This window comes from uncultured Shewanella sp. (assembly GCF_947501225.1).
GTDB lineage: Bacteria > Pseudomonadota > Gammaproteobacteria > Enterobacterales > Shewanellaceae > Shewanella.
The window spans coordinates 123,684-142,123 of record NZ_CANMUW010000007.1 but is presented as its reverse complement, the minus strand read 5'-3'; the positions used below and the strand labels follow the sequence as shown (position 1 = coordinate 142,123).

Here is an 18,440-nt window from a genome sequence, read left to right as displayed (position 1 = left end):
CAAGGACAGCTGGAACGGACTCTACAGTGTTTAATGAATTCTCTCAAACTGATTTCAATAGCATTTGGCCAAGGCTACTCGCAGAGCTTGGTAAGCTGCAAGCCAGCTTTATTAACGGTGAAGATATTTTACTGCCGCTATGCAGAATTTTGGCGGATGTCAGCCAGTCTCAGGCGGTACTCATTGTACCTAAGGATTGTCTCGATTTTGAAGATATGCCGGCCTCCTCTACCTGTTGGTGTCGTGATCCCGTTCGTTATCTGACCTTATGGAAAGAGGCGAAAGATTGGCCCTTTGCCAGTCAGAACTCTATCGTTCACAGGTGGCAGTCATTTATCGTTTGGCCTGCCAAGGATGTCAATATTCAGATCTTCTTTCACTCATCGAGTGAGCACTGGCTCTCCTTCCTTATCGACTCCAGTGATCTTCTGTCCGATATTATTATGGGAATGCTTGTTCAGCAAACAGTGGACTGGCAGGAGAGGGCCAAGAGTCGAGTCGTACAATCGATTGACAGCGAGATGTTTCAATCGATTGTTAGCAACAGTGAAGACCTAATTCTGGTTGCCAATCGACCCACCTTCGGTGTTCCCAGTATTATGTATGCTAATGCCGCTGCAACAAGTATCAGTCATTATCCGCGTACTCAACTCATAGGTAAGCCGATCACCTTGTTATTTAAAGAGCAGAAGTTCAGAGATGATATGTCTGCCGGGTATAGAGAGAGTGAACTACTGGAGGCGATCAGTACGAGAAGTGAGTTTGATGGAGAGCTGATATGTACCAAGGCCGATAAAGATACCGCTTTACTGCATATGCATCTTGTAGCGCTCGAGGAGCGAAGTGAGCAGGGGAGTTTAGTTGCTTTGGTCGGGCGGGATATTACAGAGCAAAAACAGTTACAACAGATGATGGCAAGAACCCAGAAGATGCAGGCAATGGGACAGCTGGTTGGTGGCATCGCCCATGACTTTAATAATATTTTAGGGGTGTTAAAGGGGAACCTTGAGTTGATGTCACTTAAGAATAGTGAGGAGAAAGTTTCCCGCTATCTTGCCACGGCATTTAAAGCTTGCCAAAGGGGAACGGATCTTACCCGGCGGCTGCTGCAGTTTTCGAGGCAGGAGCAGTTTAGTGCACACCCCTGTGATGTGAATGATGTTATCGAGGGGCTCGAAGAGCTGCTGGGTAAGTCGCTCACCACACAAATTGAACTGCTGACTGAGATCAAACCCAATCTTGGTAATGTCTGTGTCGACAGGGGAGATCTGGAAGACGCCCTGATTAACTTAGTACTTAATGCTAAAGACTCTATGTCGGGAGAGGGACAGATCACCATCAGAACAGATAGAACTTACCTCTGTGGTTTACTTCCGGGGATAACCGGAAGGCCACAAGTAGAACCGGGTGAATATATCACTATCTCAGTTATCGATTCCGGCTGCGGTATAGCCTCTGGGATACTTGAGAAGATCTTCGAGCCATTTTTTACGACCAAGGATAAGAGTAAGGGTACCGGGTTGGGACTCTCAATGGTCTATGGATTCGTTAAGCGCTCTAAAGGCTACATGAGTGTGATTAGGTCTGACTTGAAGGGGACAGAGTTCAGGTTGTGGTTCCCTGTTGCTAAGGAGCGGTTGAGTGAGGAGCAGTTGTCTGATGAGCGTGGAAGGATGCCCAGAGTCGCGAAGAAGTTGAAGGTATTGATTGTCGACGATGAAGTGGAGTTATTGACAGTCCTTACCGATTACTGCGAGCTGCTTGGAATGGAGGTCGAAGCTTACTCCGATCCTGTGACGGTAAGGGAAAAGTATAAAGAGAGATTAAATGGCATTGAGTTGCTTATTACTGATGTCTTGATGCCCGGAGGGATAAATGGTTACGAGTTAGCCAAAGAGCTCTCCTCTAAGGCTCCTCTCAGCGTGCTGTTAATCTCGGGATTCATCGGAGATATTGGCATAACGAACAATGAACAGATGCCCTATAAAGTATTACATAAACCATTTGAGTTGGATGAGCTGGTAGAGGCTCTGGAGCAGCTCGGGATCCGTTTCTCTCCTAGAGAAATATAGCAATATTATTGTGGCTTAACGCTTTGTTAGTAAGCGAGAAATATATAGCTTTGGGTGCCAGCCAAATCATGAAAAGGAGAGGCCTCGCATGGAAGATATATTAGTTTGGGTTGTGGATGATGATAAAGATTATTGCGATCTTATTCGGGAAGTGATTGTAGATGAGTATCGGGTAGAGGTGTTTAATGATGCTGACTCCTACCGTACAGCCTTAGCGTCGAGCACACCGGATCTTGTGTTGATGGACATCAACCTTCCCGATATTAGTGGTATAGAACTGTGTCAGGAGCTGGCCACTTCGGGGAAAGATACGGCGGTAATATTCGTCTCGGGCATGAATACATTGGAGGAGCGCCTGCGGGCCTACGATGCGAGTGCGGTGGATTTTATTGCCAAGCCCTTCGAGTTAAAGGAGCTGGTGGCTAAGGTTCAGTCTGTCGCATCATATCAGGCTAAGAAACGTTCACTGATGCAGGCTGAAACCATGTCTCGAAATATGGCATTTCAATCGATGACAGAGTCCTCTCAATATGGTGCGGTCCTGCAGTTCTTCAGGCAGTGTTTCCTGTGTCACGACTATCAGAGCCTAGCCGATGCCTTTTTCGATTTAATGCAGCAGTTGAACCTCAGCTCCTGTCTTGAGATCAGAGATGATGAGGTGCATTACTTTGCTCCCGAACATGGGGAGATAAGCCCCATAGAGGCCAATATCCTCGAACTTTTGGATAAGCATGGTCGCCTGTATGATTTTGGTTGCAGGACAATCTGTAATGATAAACATGTCTCTTTTCTGATAAAAAATATGCCTTTGGATGATGAGGTGTTATATGGAAGGTTGAGGGATATTATTGCTGTGATCGTTGAGGGGCTTGAGGCGAGGGTGTTGGATATTGGCCGCCAGCAGACATTGAAGCATGTCTTTATGGAGATCCAGGGCTTGTTAGGCAATATTAGCGGTGCAATTCTGGAGCATGATGAAAAGTTCAGCGCTGCTCTGACCGGAATGACTGCGGAGATCCGTTCCAGTTTCCATGTGTTGGATATGACCGAGGAGCAGGAAGATTATTTTGCATCTATGGTGGAGAGAAACTTAAAAGAGGCCAACTCGGCCGGTGAGGCATTTTATCGTTTGCAGGGCTCATTAAATACGGTGAAAAATGTTGTTGAATCCAGTGTTTCTTAGCAGCTGTTGACGCGATTTAGTTTTATTTGAATTGATCTCAGTCACATCAATTTAACAATAGCCTTTGATATATTGGGTATTATTTCATCTATTTACTAATATTGTATGTAACGATGTTCTTGATTTGGAGACAACTATGCTTGCCAGGCTGAACAGTGATCATAAGCACATTGCCATTTTGCTCAACGTCCTGAAAGTTAAATATAGGAAGCTAGCCGAAGGTGAGGCTGTGAATTTTAACCTCATCAGGGATGTTGTGGAGTATATGCAAAGTTACGCAGAGCATAGTCATCACCCTCTGGAAGATATTATCTATAAGTACTACCTTGAAAAGGTCTCTGAAGAGGATAACCCTAACAAGTTGGCCGAAGAGCATCATCAATTGATCGATGCCTCGGCGTCTCTCATGTCGACACTGAACTTAATTTTAAGTGATGTCGTTGTGTCGAGAGAGCAGTTGGTGGTCGATTTAAAAGAGTATGTCGCTCTGCAGGAGAGGCATATGAAGTATGAAGATGAGGTCATTTTCCCGCTCCTTGCTAAGGAGATGGATAAGCAAGACTGGGGAAATGTACAGGAACTGTGCTCATTAAAGCTTATCGACGATCCGCTGTTCAGCGATGACGATAATGCCTTGTTTGAAGAGCTCAGAGAGTACATTGCGTGTGATGAGACCTTTTAAAAGAGGTGGCTCTTCGAGGCAGTGAGAGGGTTTCAGACATAAAGTAAAAATGGGAATTTTACATATGTCTTAGTTACTAGAAGTCCAGACACAAAGTAAATTTCTATCCATGACCTTCAGGGTCTAACGCGTTCCATACGCTTTAAAGACATTTCCCATATCCATATGGGTCAGATGTAGGGAATGTCATGAAGATGTCTGGAACATCTTTGACCCGTGGGAAATTTACATAAGTGTTCCAGACACAAAGTAAAATTCTACCCATCCATGGGAATTTTACATAAGTGTTCCAGACACAAAAAAGAGCGCTATAGGCGCTCTTTTTTATTGAGAAATTTTTACATCAGGAGATTGTCGAGTTCACAATCGAAGCTGGTATCTATGTCTTGAAGTTCCTTAAGTAAGCGATGCTTCTCTTTCAGTGCTTCGATTTCACGCCATTTACGCTTCTTGTTGGAGCTTTTCGAGCGAGTCGGTCTTTCTACGACGGTATCTAGCGCACTACCATAATCTAAGCGATTCATGGCAACCTCCTGTTGTTTTATTTTTTGTTCAACAATTAAATACCACACTTTTAAAATAGTGTGCAAGAATAATGTTTCAAAAATGTTAAGGTGGCGTGATGGTTTTATGACGTCAGCGGCGTGTTTTCAGAGCTAACTATAAATAAAGTTTGAAATTTTGGCGGTATAGGCTAGCGGATTAAAAAAAGCCAGTGAAAACTGGCTTTTTTTACTTGATGACTTTAGGTTAGATATTTTGTTGTCTGAACATATTGATCAAGCCGTTACTTGAGCTGTCTAACTCAGTTGCATCACTGTCTGCGCTGAGTCTATCCAGAACATCATTGCCCAATGTTTTACCCAGCTCGACTCCCCATTGATCAAATGAGTTGATCTGCCAGATGGCGCCTTGAACAAAAGTTCTGTGTTCGTATAGGGCGATTAATGCACCAAGAGTCGTCGGCGTTAACTTATCCATCAAAATGGTGTTGCTGGGCTTGTTACCCGGCATCACCTTATGCTTGGCGATCAGGCTCTTTTCATCGTCGGCTAACTTGCTACCGCTAAGTTCCTGGAGCGCTTCTTCATAGGAGCGTCCCTGCATCAGTGCCTGAGTCTGTCCGAAACAGTTAGACGCAAGTTGCACATGGTGCTCGCCCAGCGGGTTATGGCTTTGAAGAGGCATGATGAAATCGGCAGGAATTAAGGCCGTACCTTGATGCAATAACTGATGATAAGCGTGTTGGCCGTTTGTTCCTTCGCCGCCCCAGATGACTGGCCCGGTGCTGTAATCGATCTCGCTGCCGTCCAGGGTGACAGATTTACCGTTACTTTCCATATCGAGTTGTTGGAAGTATGCGGGCAACCCTCTTAGATAGTGATCGTAGGTAAGCACTACATGTGACTGAGCGTTATGAAAATTACCATAAAGCAGTGAAAATAGTCCCATGATAACAGGCATGTTTTCAGCCAGTGGAGTCTGCGCGAAATGTTGATCCATCTCGTGTGCACCATCCAGCAGCGCCTTGAAATTTTCCATACCTATCAATAGAGCGATGGGAAGCCCGATAGCCGACCAAAGAGAGTACCGACCTCCGACCCAATCCCACATAGGGAAGATATTACCTGCATCGATACCAAATTCGGTCGCTTTTTCAACATTTGAGGTGACGGCAACGAAATGCTTGGCTACATCTGATTGAGAGCCACCCTGCTCTATAAACCAGGCTTTCGCACTCAAGGTATTCGTCAATGTCTCCTGAGTTCCAAAAGACTTAGAGGACATGATAAAGAGAGTCGTTTCTGCGTTGAGTGGCTTTAGCTTCTCAACGATAGAGCTCGCATCGACATTAGCGACAAAATGGCAGTTGAGTTGCTTGCTCCAATAGGGCCTTAATGCTTGAGAGACTATCTTTGGCCCAAGAAAGGAGCCGCCGATTCCGATACTGACAATGTCGGTTATCCTCTTGCCCGTGTATCCCTTCCAGTCTCCGCTGCTGACAGCTTCAACAAACTGTTCCATCTGCTGCTGAGTGTCCTGAACCTCCTGAACAATATTAATGCCGTTAACCATTATCTCTTGTTCAGGCTTGGCACGCAGAGCCGTATGCAGTACGGCACGCTTTTCAGTCGTATTGATCGGCTTGCCATCGAACATAGCTTTGATTTTAGTTTCAAGCTGTGCATCTTCGGCTACCTTAAACAGAAGAGACAATGTCTCTTCTGTCGCTCTGTTTTTTGAGTAATCTAAAAACAGACCACAAGCAGAGGTGGACATTTTTTCGAAACGTTTAGGATCTGCTTCGAAAAGTGTTCTCATATGAGGTAAACCTTGGGTATGAGCCTCTAACGTTTTCCAGGCTTTACCCTGAGTCAGTTCGGTCATTGTGTTGATCTCCCTAGCAGGTCAATTTCTCTTTCAGCATCATTTCCAGCTTACCCTGATCGATAGCGAAGTTTCTGATCCCTTCGGCTAGCTTCTCAACTGCCATAGGGTCTTCGTTGAACTCCCAGCGGAATTGAGTTTCAGTCAGCGGCTCAGCCGTTTCGCTGATGGTCTGTGCCGGGATTAGCTTACGCTCGATCTCTGCTGTTGAGTTTGCTAACTCTTCGAGAAGCGCCGGGCCTATAGTCAGGCGATCACAACCGGCAAGTTCAATGATCTCACCCGTATTGCGGAAGCTTGCGCCCATAACAACAGTGTTAAAGCCGTGACGCTTATAGTAATTGTAGATCTCTGTGACCGAGATAACGCCCGGATCTTCGCTAGGCGAGTATTCGAGGCCGGTATCTTTCTTGTACCAGTCGAGTATGCGGCCAACGAAAGGAGAGATAAGGTAAACGCCGGCTTCTGCACAAGCACGGGCTTGGGCGAAGCTGAACAGCAGGGTCAGGTTACAGTTGATACCCTCTTGCTCTAACTGTTTGGCGGCGCAGATCCCTTCCCAGGTTGAAGCCAATTTTATCAGGATGCGAGATTTATCAATGCCTGCTTCTTCATATAGCTTTATCAGCTTATGAGCCTTGGTGATAGAGCCTGCTTTATCGAAAGATAGTCTGGCATCGACTTCGGTAGAGATCCTGCCCGGAACAATCTTTAATATCTCAACACCGATATTGACTGCAAGCTTATCTCCTGCGTCCTCTATCTGCTGCTCCAGGGAGTCACTCTGTGATTTTGCCCACTCGATAGCGTTTTCAATAAGGTGAGCATACTCCGGGATCTGAGCTGCTTTTAATATCAACGATGGGTTGGTCGTTGCATCTTCTGGGTGGTAACGCTTGATGGCCTCAATGTCACCGGTATCGGCAACAATAGTCGTAATTGATTTGAGTTGTTCGAGTGTATTAGGCATAAAAATAACATCCTTCTTAAGAAGCAGCTTAAGGTTCGTGATTTGCAACAGGTATTAGAAGCGATCTTGATGATATTTCCAACCATAATTGAAAAAAAATTACAGGAAAGTTGTAAAATATCAGTAAAAAGGGCTTTTAAGCGTAAGATTGCTAAATAATACTAGCCAGAAATGAGTATTTCAGAGTATAGCTCTTAGGTCGCAATGGATACAGATAAAAAAACCGCTACACAGAAGTAGCGGTTTTTCAGTAAATGTGAGCCCTGTTATTTGATAAGGGCCTCTCGTTTGACACCTGTCACATGAGCTTCGATACGGCGGTTAGCCTTATTAGCTTCACTGCTTCTGCCGGGGATGACCGGTTGGGTAATACCAAAACCTTGCGCCTTAACACGCTCTGCGCCGATACCGAATTGATTAATGAGTATCTTTGCAACCGCATGTGCCCGTTTATCTGAAAGCTGCATGTTGTAATCGGCGCGGCCGACATCCGATGCATGACCTGAGATCATCACAGTCGATTGAGGGTTTTTATTCATGTAGTTAGCGAGCTTTTCAATTCGTGCTATAGACTCGCTCTTTACTACCGATGAGTCATTGTCAAACAGAATAGAGCCCAGATCACGCTGCTCGGTGATCTCCTTATAGATAGTACATCCATTGCTGTCTACCCTGTGAGTCGCCGGAGTGTCCGGACACTTATCCTGTGGGTCGGTAACGCCATCGTTATCCGAGTCGATAGCGGCTGGGGTCACCGGGGCTATGGCGGCTGGAACCGTATTGCCGAATCGATAGCTCAACTCCAGTCCCCAGTAGTTACTCTCCATCTCCAGGGTATTCCACCTATCTTCGTCAAGGTTTTCGTAACGGCGATATTTTGCTAAAAGCTTAAGGTTTTCAGTGATGTTAAAACCTATCCCCATACCTATATAGGGGGCAACACCGCTGTCGCTGTAGTACTCACTGCCCGACTGCTTATTGTTTGACAGAAGGTAATTCATTGCACCGGCTTCAGCCGTCAGGCTCCAATATTCAGATATTGGCCAGAAGCTGACAACGCCTAGTGTCATCCCTTTAGCGCCAACATCGTTTAGCTTATTTGAGTAGTCGACCCATTCGGCACGGCCAAGATCCCGATAGCCCAGCTCAATGCCAAAATAGTCATTGAACAGGTAACCACCGAATAGATCCCATGCGTAGGGATCATCTTTGCCACAGACTTTCATGCTCTTCATATCACAGCTGGGCTCGTAGTTATTGACACCAAGGCCTGCCCCAACATACCAAGGGGTAAGTTCTTGAGTGGCGTTGGCAGCGAATGGAAGCATTGAAGTTAGCAGAAGGGCTTTTACTGTGTTGTTCATCATCTTAATTCCTTTTATGTTTACCGTTCCCCATGCTGTTTTACCGTAGGATAAAACACGACCAGCACTTGGGTAGGGGATCCTTTGGTAATTTTGCCGGTTGGTAATATTATCCATCGTCCTTGCGCTGCTGTTCAAGCTTATTGTTGGTTATTCACTTGTTTTTCAGCATTAATTCTGAGGTTTCAGGCAAAAAAAAGTGCACTCAAATGAGTGCACTTAGTCGTATCAAGTTATGATTCTAGCTTGGTCTCTATCGAGTCCATACCCAGTTTTCAATGCTAACAGGGTCTACACCGTTAGCCTTGATGTAGTTTCTGTGGTCTACCAGACGCTGCAGCATATCTGTTGTGATTGCAACGTGCTGAGTCTCATCGATAACACCTTGTTGGAACAGCTTGTAAGCCATATCGATAACTAAGTGGTAACGTGAAGTACCGTTACGAACACCCATGTCGAATGGAGTCGTAGTAGAACCTTCCTCTTCGTAACCCTTAATTCTGAAGCGCTCGCTGCCCTTGTAATCGAATACCAGCTTCTTGATGGTGTTCGGGTAACCGTGGTAGTTGAAGACAACACCCTTATCGGCTGTGAATACTTCATCCATCAACCAAGGCTTGCTTTGGAACTCAAGGCTACCAAGACCGCTGCTGGTTAATTCAGTAACACTGACGAAACGGATACGAACGCGAGGTAGTAACTCTCTGATTAGTACCAGAGAAGCCATAGCTTCCTGAGTCACGTAATCACCACAACCTACAAGTACAACGTCTGGGTTTTCATCTGAAGCGAAGTCCCAAACCATGACACCGTCTTTAGCTTGCTTACGCGCTTCATCCAGTGTCAACCACTGTGGCAGCTCTTTCTTACCGGCTACCAGGATGTTTAACTTATCACGGTCTGCGTAGGCACGCTCGGTGTAAACCAGAGTGCTGTTACCGTCTGCAGGTAGGTATGCTGAGATAATCTTAGGATGTTTCTCAAGCATAGCGCCCAGGAATGATGGGTTCTGATGCGAGTAACCGTTGTGATCCTGACGTTCAAGCAGCGACGACAGGACTACGTTGCAAGATGGTACAGGCTTACGGAAGTGTACACCCTGGCTCGCATATACATACTTACAGTATTGGTCAGCCATCGAAGAAACAACTTGAGAGAATGACTCATAAGTTGGGAACATCGCGTGACGACCCGTTACCGTGTAGCCATGCATCATACCGAACAGCAAGTTCTCAGATAGTAGCTCGATGACGCGACCGTCACGGGCCATATCATCGTCCCACTCTTCGATTGGCCATGTCCATGCTCTGTCAGTCTCTTCAAACACGGCTTGAAGCTGGTTAGAGTATGTTTCATCCGGGCTGAAGATACGCAGGTTACGCTGGTCACGGTTGAGTTTCATTGCATCGCGCATCCACTCACCCATCTTGTACATAGACAGGCCGCGTGTACCGCGAGGGGTTTCTGCACCATAAGCGAGTTTAGACAGATCCGGGTTTGCAAGAGCACGAACCACTTCACCACCGTAGCTCAGGTGTTGACGACCACAGCATAGATCTTTTGGAGGAAGCAGAGACTGGATCTCTTCATCGAAGATCAGCTCACCTTTGTCATTGATTGTGTATAGTTCATCGAACTTATAGCTTGCTAACCAGTCATTTAGGGCTTTCAGGTGCCCCTTGTCGGTAGCACACTTGTTTACGATAACCTGGTGAGAGTCACAGTTGCCTTCAAGCTTCTTACCATCGTATTCGGCGGTACCGGTCCAACCTTTAGCGGTACGCATCAGGATGACAGGCCAGCGTGGCTTAACAATATCTTCACCGGCACGTGCACGTGTCTGGATATCGGTGATCATCTCATAAGATTTGTCCATGGCATTTGCCATCTGAACGTATACATCTTCTTCCAGCTCATCATCGACGATGATTGGGTGGTAGCCAAGACCACGGAATTCAAGGTCAAGTTCTTCGTGGCTCATACGACCCATGCGAGTCGGACCAGAGATCTTATAACCGTTGATATGAACGATAGGCAGTACTGCACCGTTAGTTGCCGGATCGACTAAACGGTTAGCGTACCAGGAAGCGGCAAGTGGACCTGTTTCAGACTCACCGTCACCGACTAAACAAGCAGCGATCAGATCAGGATTATCCAGTACCGCACCCCAGGCAACTGAAAGTGAGTAACCGAGCTCACCACCTTCTAGAATCTGTCCAGGTGCTTCAGGGTTAGCATGTGAAGGGTAACCGTAGGCTGCAGAGAACTTCTGACAGATATCCGTGATACCATCTTCATTGTATGGAATAACATCTGGGTAGTAGTGACTTAGAGAGCCTTCCATGAATAGGTTAGCTTGTACTGCAGGGAAACCGTGACCTGGGCCTACAAGGTAGACGAATGAACGGTTGTTTTTGACAATTAGACGGTTGACGTGAGCGTAGACAAAGTTGATACCAGGGCAGGTACCCCAGTGACCCAGTAGTCTAGGCTTAATGTCTGAGTGCGAAAGTGCACGCTTGTGCAGTACGTTATTCTTTAGATAGATTTGCGAAGTTGCTAAGAAGTTAGTTGCTCTTACCAATTTCTTTAGTGCGCTGATCTCTTGCTGTTGTGACATAAATAACCCCATTTATAGTAAGCAAAAAGTTAACCAAGCTCATATTCGGTACTATATTTGTAATTTTATTACAAAAATGTGTTCTATATCTTATTTCAGTAAAGTTATTAAATTTCTTAAATTTTGCCAGAAAGCGAGTAAATCCTTTGTTGAATCAGTTACAACAGTAATTTAGTATTGTTTATCTCTGTGATTCTAGTGTTATCTAAATGCTTAAATGTGATCTATGTCACATGGCTATTTTTTGGGGCTGTGCTATTTTGCTGCATCGAATTCGGCGGGCATGGTGTAAAAATCATGAAAGGACAATTCTAAAAGATAATCTCGCCGATATTCTTTGATCAAATTGGGAAGGAAATTTAAAGTCAAACCCGGTCTGGGCAGTTTTTGCCAGTCCGCTTTTGTCATGGGGATAACAATTAAATTATGTTTGAGACTCTGCTTAACGCTATTGAATCTGCGGTAGATGCCATAAATGGCTTACTGTGGGGCAGCGTACTTATATATGTACTGGTAGCTGCCGGTATACTATTCACACTTCGTCTCGGCTTCATCCAGTTCCGCCTTTTTGGCCATGGCGCCAAACTTGTCGTTAAGGGGCGCAATAAAACTGATGGAATATCTTCATTCCAGGTTTTTTGTACCTCTATGGCCGCACGCGTCGGCACGGGTAACATGGCCGGTGTTGCCGTAGCTATTACAGTAGGTGGTGCAGGTGCCATCTTCTGGATGTGGTTGATTGCACTTTTAGGGATGGCGACCGCATTTATAGAGTCGACTCTGGCCCAGGTTTATAAGGTTAAAGATAGTGAGGGACAGTATCGTGGCGGTCCCGCTTACTATATGGAACGAGGTCTGGGTAAGCGTTGGATGGGGACTATCTTCTCTATCTTACTTATTATCGCATTTGGTTTCGCATTTAATGCGGCGCAAGCCAATACCATGACCGATGCCCTTAATAATGCTTTCGGTTTCGATAAGGCTGCTATCGGTATCGTCATTATGCTGACTTCTGCATACATCATCTGTGGTGGTTTGAAGAAGGTGGCCAGAGCGTCGGAGCTTATTGTACCTATTATGGCTGTTGCTTATCTGCTTATTGCTGTTGTGGTACTGGTGATAAACATAGATCAGGTGCCGGCGGCAATTTCGCTGATTGTAAAGAGTGCTTTGGGATGGGAAGAGGCTGCCGGTGGCGCAATGGGAGCCATGATGGCCGGTATTGCCCGTGGTCTGTTTTCAAATGAAGCGGGTATGGGGAGCGCGGCTAATATTGCTGCATCGGCGACGCCTAATCCGAACCATCCGGCATCACAAGGCTTTGTACAGATGATAGGTGTATTTGTCGATACATTGGTTATCTGTACTGCTTCGGCTGCGATTATTATGCTATCCGGAGTGCTGAATAACCCAGATGGCCAACAGGGGATTGGTCTTCTGCAACTGGCTTTGACTAATGAGTTGGGAGGATGGTCTGCCTATTTTATTGCCTTTGCGATCATCCTGTTCTGCTTCTCATCAATCATTGCTAATTATAGCTATGCAGAAAGTAACGTTATGTTCCTGACTCAGAGCAAGAAGGTGATGTATGTTTTCCGTGCATTGGTACTTGCTATGGTCATGGCCGGGTCTGTTGCTTCATTGAATCTGGTTTGGAATTTTGCCGATGTCTCTATGGGGCTGATGGCTCTGGTTAATATCATCGCTATTGTGATGTTATCTAAAGTGGCTTTTGCGGTGATAAAAGATTATGAACGCCAGTTGAAGGCGGGATTAACCCCTACCTTTGATAGTGCTCAATTCCCTGAGATTGATGAGCTTGAGGAGGGGATATGGGTGATGAAGGAAAACAGTTCGGCTGAGTCTTCGCCTGAGCGTAACTGAGTATAAGGTTATTGAGCTGATGTTCGACAGAACGGATTAGCACAATCTAAAAAACCACGCGAATTTGCGTGGTTTTTTTATGGGGCGCTGCGTATCATAGATAGAGATGAACCAATAGAGGATAAGGGATGTTAGTTTTAGTTTCACCAGCAAAAACATTAGATTATGAGAATGAAGCGGGCACAAGCGAGCATACTTTACCTAGGTTAGTTCAACACAGTGAGCAGCTGATAGAGGAGTGTCGTAAGCTAACTCCGTCAGATATCGCATCCCTGATGAAGGTGAGTGACAAGATTGCCGGCTTGAATGCGGCGCGTTTCGCAAGCTGGAGCCCACAGTTTTCTACCGATAATGCTAAGCAGGCCATGTATGCTTTTCGTGGTGATGTTTATACGGGGCTGGATGCCGACTCCATGTCGCCGCAGACCATAGCGCGTGCGCAGAAGCATCTAAGAATACTATCGGGATTATATGGTTTACTCAGACCCTTAGATCTGATGCAGCCCTATCGTCTCGAGATGGGAACACGTTTATCCAACGCAAGAGGGAGTAACCTGTATCAGTTTTGGGGGGATACGATCACCGAAGAGGTGAATCTGGCTCTGGCAGAGCAGGGTGATCAAATTGTTGTGAACCTTGCATCCAATGAGTATTTTAAGGCTGTAAAACCTAAACAGATAAAGGGAGATTTGATCACCCCGGTATTTAAAGACAGGAAGAACGGCCAGTATAAGGTGATCAGTTTCTTCGCTAAACGTGCCAGGGGCATGATGGTGAGATACATTCTTGATAATAATATTTCGACTCTTGCCGGGCTTAATGAGTTTGATGCTGCCGGGTATTACTATTGTGAGGCCGAGTCGACTGAGCTGGCTCCTGTTTTCAAACGGGAAGAGCAGTAGTCTCTCTCCTGGTCGGAAAAATTAAAAAAGCAGCCAAAGGCTGCTTTTTTTATGAGAAAAGTTACTTGTCTATTTGGCTTCAATAATAACCGGCTTGGCCTTAGAGCCGGTTGTTATGGGCCTTAGTTCAACTTCTGACTGAGCCATCAGGTAAGCAAATTGTGCATAGGCCGCAACGTTTTGTTGTAATGCCTTAGGGTCTATTTTGTCCAGAGTGTCATTTGGAGTATGGTGGTAATCAAAGTAATCATGACCATCCTGTCTTAATGAAGCTACTGGCACCCCCTGTTTTGGTAGCATAGAGACATCAGGACCGCCTGAGGCCGTATTACTTCCCAGCGTAACCCCATTGCTAATCATTGGTCTGGTCACCTCCTGGATAGCCTCTAATGCGCTCTGGTTTACCCGGTAATCTATCTGGTAGATTCGTCCGGCACCAAAGTCTGATTCGGCAGCGATATAGTGTTTGTCTAACTCGGCCCTGTGAGCCTTAGCGTAAGCTTTTCCGCCAACGAGGCCGACCTCTTCGGCAGCAAACAGTACCACCCGAACCGTCCTGGCGGGCTTAACTGGCAGATCTTGAATCAACTTCCCTGCTGCGGTCACTATAGCTACACCGGCGCCGTCATCGATAGCGCCGGTACCTTCATCCCATGAGTCTAAATGGGCGCCAATCAGTACTATCTCATCGGGTTTGCTACTACCGGTTACTTCGGCAATAACATTGTAAGAGGTCGCAAAACCATGGCTCTGCGGTGTCATGAAAAGATCGAGTATTACGTCAGGATCTCGTTTCAGCATCTGATTAATGAGGTCGGCATCGGGATTTGACATTGCCGCGGCCGGGATCTTTGCCACACCCTCCTTATACCTCATCATTCCGGTATGAGCCATCCTGTCATGGTCGGTCCCGATCGAGCGGATCACTATAGCTACGGCGCCTTTCTCTGATGCCGTAATCGCCCCTCTGGAGCGGCCGCCTACGGTTTTCCCATAACCTTTTCCCGTCTTATGGCGCTCGGTGATATGATCGATAAATACTATTTTGCCCTGGATATCCCTCTTATTGGCCTGTTTTAGTGCATCTAGCGTGTCAAACCTTATAATTGGTGCTCTTATTCCTCCTTCCGGGGTTGCTATGCTTCCTCCGAGCGCTGTGATAACCAGAGGCTGGGAAAAAGGTGACACAACCCTGGCTTTGGCTTCCCCCCTTGACCACACTGGAACCTGGACGGGTTCCTTGTAAACTCTATCGAACCCCAGTTTAATTAATCTGTTTTCAGCCCAGCGAACGGCCATAAGGTCTTTATTGCTGCCGGCGAGTCTGGGGCCGACTTCAACGGTGAGTGATTCGACAAGATCATAGGCGAGAGGGGAGCTTAGTGCGTCTTGCTGTAACTGTTTGGTTATTTTTATATTTGGTTCTTCTAACCGGGTATTTTGGCAACCCATCAACCCTGAAAAAATTAGGCCTATGAGCAGGGTACGACGATAGTTTTTCATAAGTTTCCTTTGTTTTTATTACTTATGTCCCATTTTTGAAAACAATCTAGCAAAAAGTGTGCTTTATGTCCCGACTATATCTGTAAGGCAACGCTATATTAGTGGCGGGGATTGTTTTAGGAGAATTTGCGAGTAATGAATATTGAATTAATGCAGCAGCGGGCAGACCATGCCGTTGTGATGTTAAAAGCTTTGGCGAATGAACGCCGTCTCTTTATCCTATGTTACCTTCTTAGTGAAGGAGAGATGTGTGTTGGTGAAATGAATAAGAAATTGGGACTAAGCCAGTCTGCCCTGTCTCAACATTTAGCCTGGCTACGGAAAGATAATTTAGTAGAGACCCGTAAGGAAGCTCAAACGGTTTTTTACTCTTTGAAGAGTAAAGAGGTGTCTGAAATTATCAAGCTGCTGAATAATATCTACTGCCACTAGGGATATTGTTGCATTCAACTGACAAAGTTAACTGATTTTGTCAGTTTTTTTACCTGAGTTTTATAATACCAACTCTACTGAGTAGTTGCGCCTGTCAGCCTTCCACTTCCGTTTTGCATTGACTCGAGAGTGAATCGCCATTCATTTATCAATGGGTCATAATTTAAATAAGCAACAATGGTTCAAAACTGATCAGCTAATTAGCCAGATAGGTATCGTAAAGGTAAAAAGCAGACATAAAAAAACCGGCCTGAGCCGGTTTTTTAATCGTTAAACTAAGAATTAAGCAGCAAGTGCCTTGATTCTGGTGTTTAAACGAGCCTTATGACGGGCAGCTTTATTCTTGTGAATAAGGCCTTTAGTCGCCATACGGTCAAGGATTGGTTGTGCAGCATTAAATGCTTCAGTCGCCGCTGCGTGATCGCCAGCATGGATAGCTACGATAACTTTCTTTACGTATGAACGTAACATTGAGCGACGGCTAGCGTTATGCTGACGACGCTTTTCAGATTGAAGCGCGCGCTTCTTTGCAGACTTGCTATTAGCCAAGGTGCAACTCCTAAAAGGGTTAGATATTTTAAAGGTCGGGAATATGCCCTATTTTTGTCACTTTGTCAATGACAATAATTGAATCTTTATCTTAAAGACAAATTAATCCAATCAACTTGGCTATCTTCAACCTAACTCGTGTAATATGGTGCGCAATTCTAGCAGTTATTGCTGGAAGGTGACAGGGGGAAAATCAATTTTTTGAGACTACTCACCTGAACTGTTTTGCTCGATTCAGGGGGTTTTTTGAGTAAAAAATTAGTTAAGTCAGGCATTATCGTTAGTGCTATGACCTTAGTTTCCCGTATCTTAGGTTTGGTTAGGGATGTCGTTATTGCCAACTTGATGGGGGCCGGTAGCGGCGCCGATGTGTTCATCCTGGCGAATAAAATTCCGAACTTCTTAAGACGCTTGTTTGCCGAAGGGGCCTTTGCTCAGGCATTTGTGCCTGTGTTCACCGAGTATCAGCAAAAGGAGTCCGATGAACAGGTTCGGCAGCTGATCGCTAAAGTCTCAGGGACATTAGGCGTACTCGTTAGTATTGTGACTCTGGTTGGTGTTCTTGCCTCACCGGTTTTGATTGCTCTGTTTGGTAATGGGTGGTTTGTTGCCTGGATAAACGATGAGCCAAGTGGTGAAAAGTTTGAGTTAGCTTCACTGCTGTTAAAAATCACCTTCCCATATCTGTGGTTTATCACCTTCACTGCGTTGGCTGGCTCCATTCTGAATACCCGAGGCCGATTTGCGGTTTCGGCTTTTACGCCTGTATTTTTAAATATCGCCATTATCAGTGCTGCGCTGTTCATTGCGCCACAGCTTGAACAGCCTGAGATAGGTTTGGCGCTGGGGGTATTCTTCGGTGGTTTAATACAGTTTCTGTTTCAACTCCCCTTTCTGTTTAAAGAGAAAGCCTTAGTTAAACCATCCTGGGGGTGGACTCATCCCGGAGTCATCAGAATCAGGACCCTGATGTTACCGGCAATCTTTGGGGTCTCTGTTTCTCAGATCAACTTGTTATTTGACACCTTTATTGCCAGTTACCTGATGACGGGATCGATAAGTTGGCTCTACTATTCTGACCGTTTGCTCGAGTTTCCTCTGGGCCTGTTCGGTATTGCTATTGCGACTGTGATCTTACCCGCCTTATCTAAAAAGCATGTTAATGATGAAGGGAAGGGCTTTGAAACAACCATGGATTGGGGAGTAAAAGCGATTCTGTTACTGGGTATGCCTGCGATGTGTGGCTTGATCTTATTGGCTAAGCCGATGCTGATGGTCTTGTTTATGCGCGGCGCATTCACCGTCGATGATGTAAATATGGCATCGTATAGCCTGATGGCTTACGGTAGTGGTTTGCTCAGCTTTATGTTGATAAAGGTACTGGCTCCGGGTTATTACTCAAGACAAGACACCAAGACACCTGTCCGTTATGGCATCATTGCCATGGTAAGCAATATGGTGTTTAACGTTATTTTCGCCATACCGTTTGGCTATGTTGGTTTAGCTATTGCGACCTCTCTCTCTGCGCTGCTTAATGCAAGCCTGCTCTATCGTGGATTACATAGAGCCGGAGTCTACAGCTTAACAAGGCAGACAGGCTTATTCTTTTTCAAAACCTTGCTCTCCTGTTTGGTGATGGTCTTGGTCTTAATGCAGTTTCTACCGAGCCAGGAGCTGTGGTTACAGCAGGCATTTACCCAAAGAGCGATATGGCTGTTAGGGTATATAGGTTTAGGAGGTGCCAGCTATTTAATAAGCATGATAATGCTGGGAATTCGCCCCTGGAAGTTAAAAACGGGACTTTAAATTGGGCTTCTATGTAAGAGCAGGCAAGATCATTGCTGATTATCGATGTCAGCTGGTATATAATCCGCCCACTTAAGCAAGCCAG

The 18,440-nt window shown here is 45.7% G+C and carries 14 protein-coding genes; 7 read left to right on the top strand and 7 right to left on the bottom strand.

All coding sequences use genetic code 11. The features are described 5' to 3' along the window. The first annotated feature begins 26 nt into the window (after window positions 1-26). The 3 genes from Q1B47_RS12420 to Q1B47_RS12410 all read left to right on the top strand — a co-directional run bounded on the left by Q1B47_RS12420 (window position 27) and on the right by Q1B47_RS12410 (window position 3,937). Window positions 27-2,072: an ATP-binding protein gene (locus Q1B47_RS12420; protein WP_299793984.1), complete on the top strand. Its 2,046-nt coding sequence runs from the start codon at window positions 27-29 to the stop codon at window positions 2,070-2,072. An 88-nt stretch (window positions 2,073-2,160) separates the two neighbouring features. Further along, window positions 2,161-3,255 (top strand): response regulator, encoded by a 1,095-nt coding sequence (locus Q1B47_RS12415; protein ID WP_299793982.1) that lies wholly within the window; start codon window positions 2,161-2,163, stop codon window positions 3,253-3,255. Window positions 3,256-3,391: 136 nt separating this feature from the next. Next, a complete protein-coding gene (locus Q1B47_RS12410; RefSeq protein ID WP_299793979.1) occupies window positions 3,392-3,937 on the top strand; it encodes a hemerythrin domain-containing protein in 546 nt (181 codons plus the stop codon). Between the two features lie 338 nt (window positions 3,938-4,275). Here the strand turns inward: Q1B47_RS12410 and Q1B47_RS12405 are convergent, their stop codons facing one another. The 5 genes from Q1B47_RS12405 to Q1B47_RS12385 all read right to left on the bottom strand — a co-directional run bounded on the left by Q1B47_RS12405 (window position 4,276) and on the right by Q1B47_RS12385 (window position 11,279). Beyond that, window positions 4,276-4,461, bottom strand: coding sequence for a DUF3545 family protein (locus tag Q1B47_RS12405; protein ID WP_299793976.1), 186 nt, complete (start codon window positions 4,459-4,461; stop codon window positions 4,276-4,278). Window positions 4,462-4,687: 226 nt separating this feature from the next. Beyond that, window positions 4,688-6,325: a glucose-6-phosphate isomerase gene (pgi, locus tag Q1B47_RS12400; RefSeq protein WP_299793973.1), complete on the bottom strand. Its 1,638-nt coding sequence runs from the start codon at window positions 6,323-6,325 to the stop codon at window positions 4,688-4,690. Window positions 6,326-6,338: 13 nt separating this feature from the next. Then, window positions 6,339-7,295, bottom strand: a complete 957-nt coding sequence (gene tal / locus Q1B47_RS12395) for a transaldolase (protein ID WP_299793970.1) — start codon at window positions 7,293-7,295, stop codon at window positions 6,339-6,341. A gap of 266 nt (window positions 7,296-7,561) precedes the next feature. Then, window positions 7,562-8,662 (bottom strand): OmpA family protein, encoded by a 1,101-nt coding sequence (locus Q1B47_RS12390; protein WP_299793967.1) that lies wholly within the window; start codon window positions 8,660-8,662, stop codon window positions 7,562-7,564. 250 nt (window positions 8,663-8,912) lie between these two features. Further along, on the bottom strand, window positions 8,913-11,279 hold the full coding sequence (locus tag Q1B47_RS12385) for a phosphoketolase family protein (protein ID WP_299793964.1): 2,367 nt from the start codon (window positions 11,277-11,279) through the stop codon (window positions 8,913-8,915). Between the two features lie 426 nt (window positions 11,280-11,705). Here Q1B47_RS12385 and Q1B47_RS12380 point away from each other — a divergent pair, with 426 nt between their 5' ends. After that, window positions 11,706-13,163, top strand: a complete 1,458-nt coding sequence (locus tag Q1B47_RS12380; protein WP_299793961.1) for an alanine/glycine:cation symporter family protein — start codon at window positions 11,706-11,708, stop codon at window positions 13,161-13,163. Window positions 13,164-13,291: 128 nt separating this feature from the next. Continuing rightward, complete coding sequence (yaaA, locus tag Q1B47_RS12375) at window positions 13,292-14,065, top strand: peroxide stress protein YaaA (protein ID WP_299793958.1); 774 nt, start codon at window positions 13,292-13,294, stop codon at window positions 14,063-14,065. 69 nt (window positions 14,066-14,134) lie between these two features. On the opposite strand, the gene Q1B47_RS12370 is transcribed toward yaaA, so the two are convergent. Continuing rightward, window positions 14,135-15,568 carry a M28 family metallopeptidase gene (locus tag Q1B47_RS12370; protein WP_299793955.1) on the bottom strand — a complete coding sequence of 478 codons (1,434 nt, stop codon included), beginning with the start codon at window positions 15,566-15,568 and terminating at the stop codon, window positions 14,135-14,137. A 135-nt stretch (window positions 15,569-15,703) separates the two neighbouring features. Here Q1B47_RS12370 and Q1B47_RS12365 point away from each other — a divergent pair, with 135 nt between their 5' ends. Continuing rightward, the gene (locus Q1B47_RS12365; RefSeq protein ID WP_012141537.1) at window positions 15,704-16,000 is read left to right on the top strand and encodes a metalloregulator ArsR/SmtB family transcription factor; all 297 of its coding nucleotides are present in this window, start codon (window positions 15,704-15,706) and stop codon (window positions 15,998-16,000) included. A 282-nt stretch (window positions 16,001-16,282) separates the two neighbouring features. On the opposite strand, the gene rpsT is transcribed toward Q1B47_RS12365, so the two are convergent. Next, window positions 16,283-16,549: a 30S ribosomal protein S20 gene (rpsT, locus tag Q1B47_RS12360; RefSeq protein WP_299793942.1), complete on the bottom strand. Its 267-nt coding sequence runs from the start codon at window positions 16,547-16,549 to the stop codon at window positions 16,283-16,285. 246 nt (window positions 16,550-16,795) lie between these two features. On the opposite strand from rpsT, the gene murJ reads away from it, so the two are divergent. After that, window positions 16,796-18,355: a murein biosynthesis integral membrane protein MurJ gene (murJ, locus tag Q1B47_RS12355; RefSeq protein ID WP_299793939.1), complete on the top strand. Its 1,560-nt coding sequence runs from the start codon at window positions 16,796-16,798 to the stop codon at window positions 18,353-18,355. The last annotated feature ends 85 nt before the right edge of the window (window positions 18,356-18,440 follow it).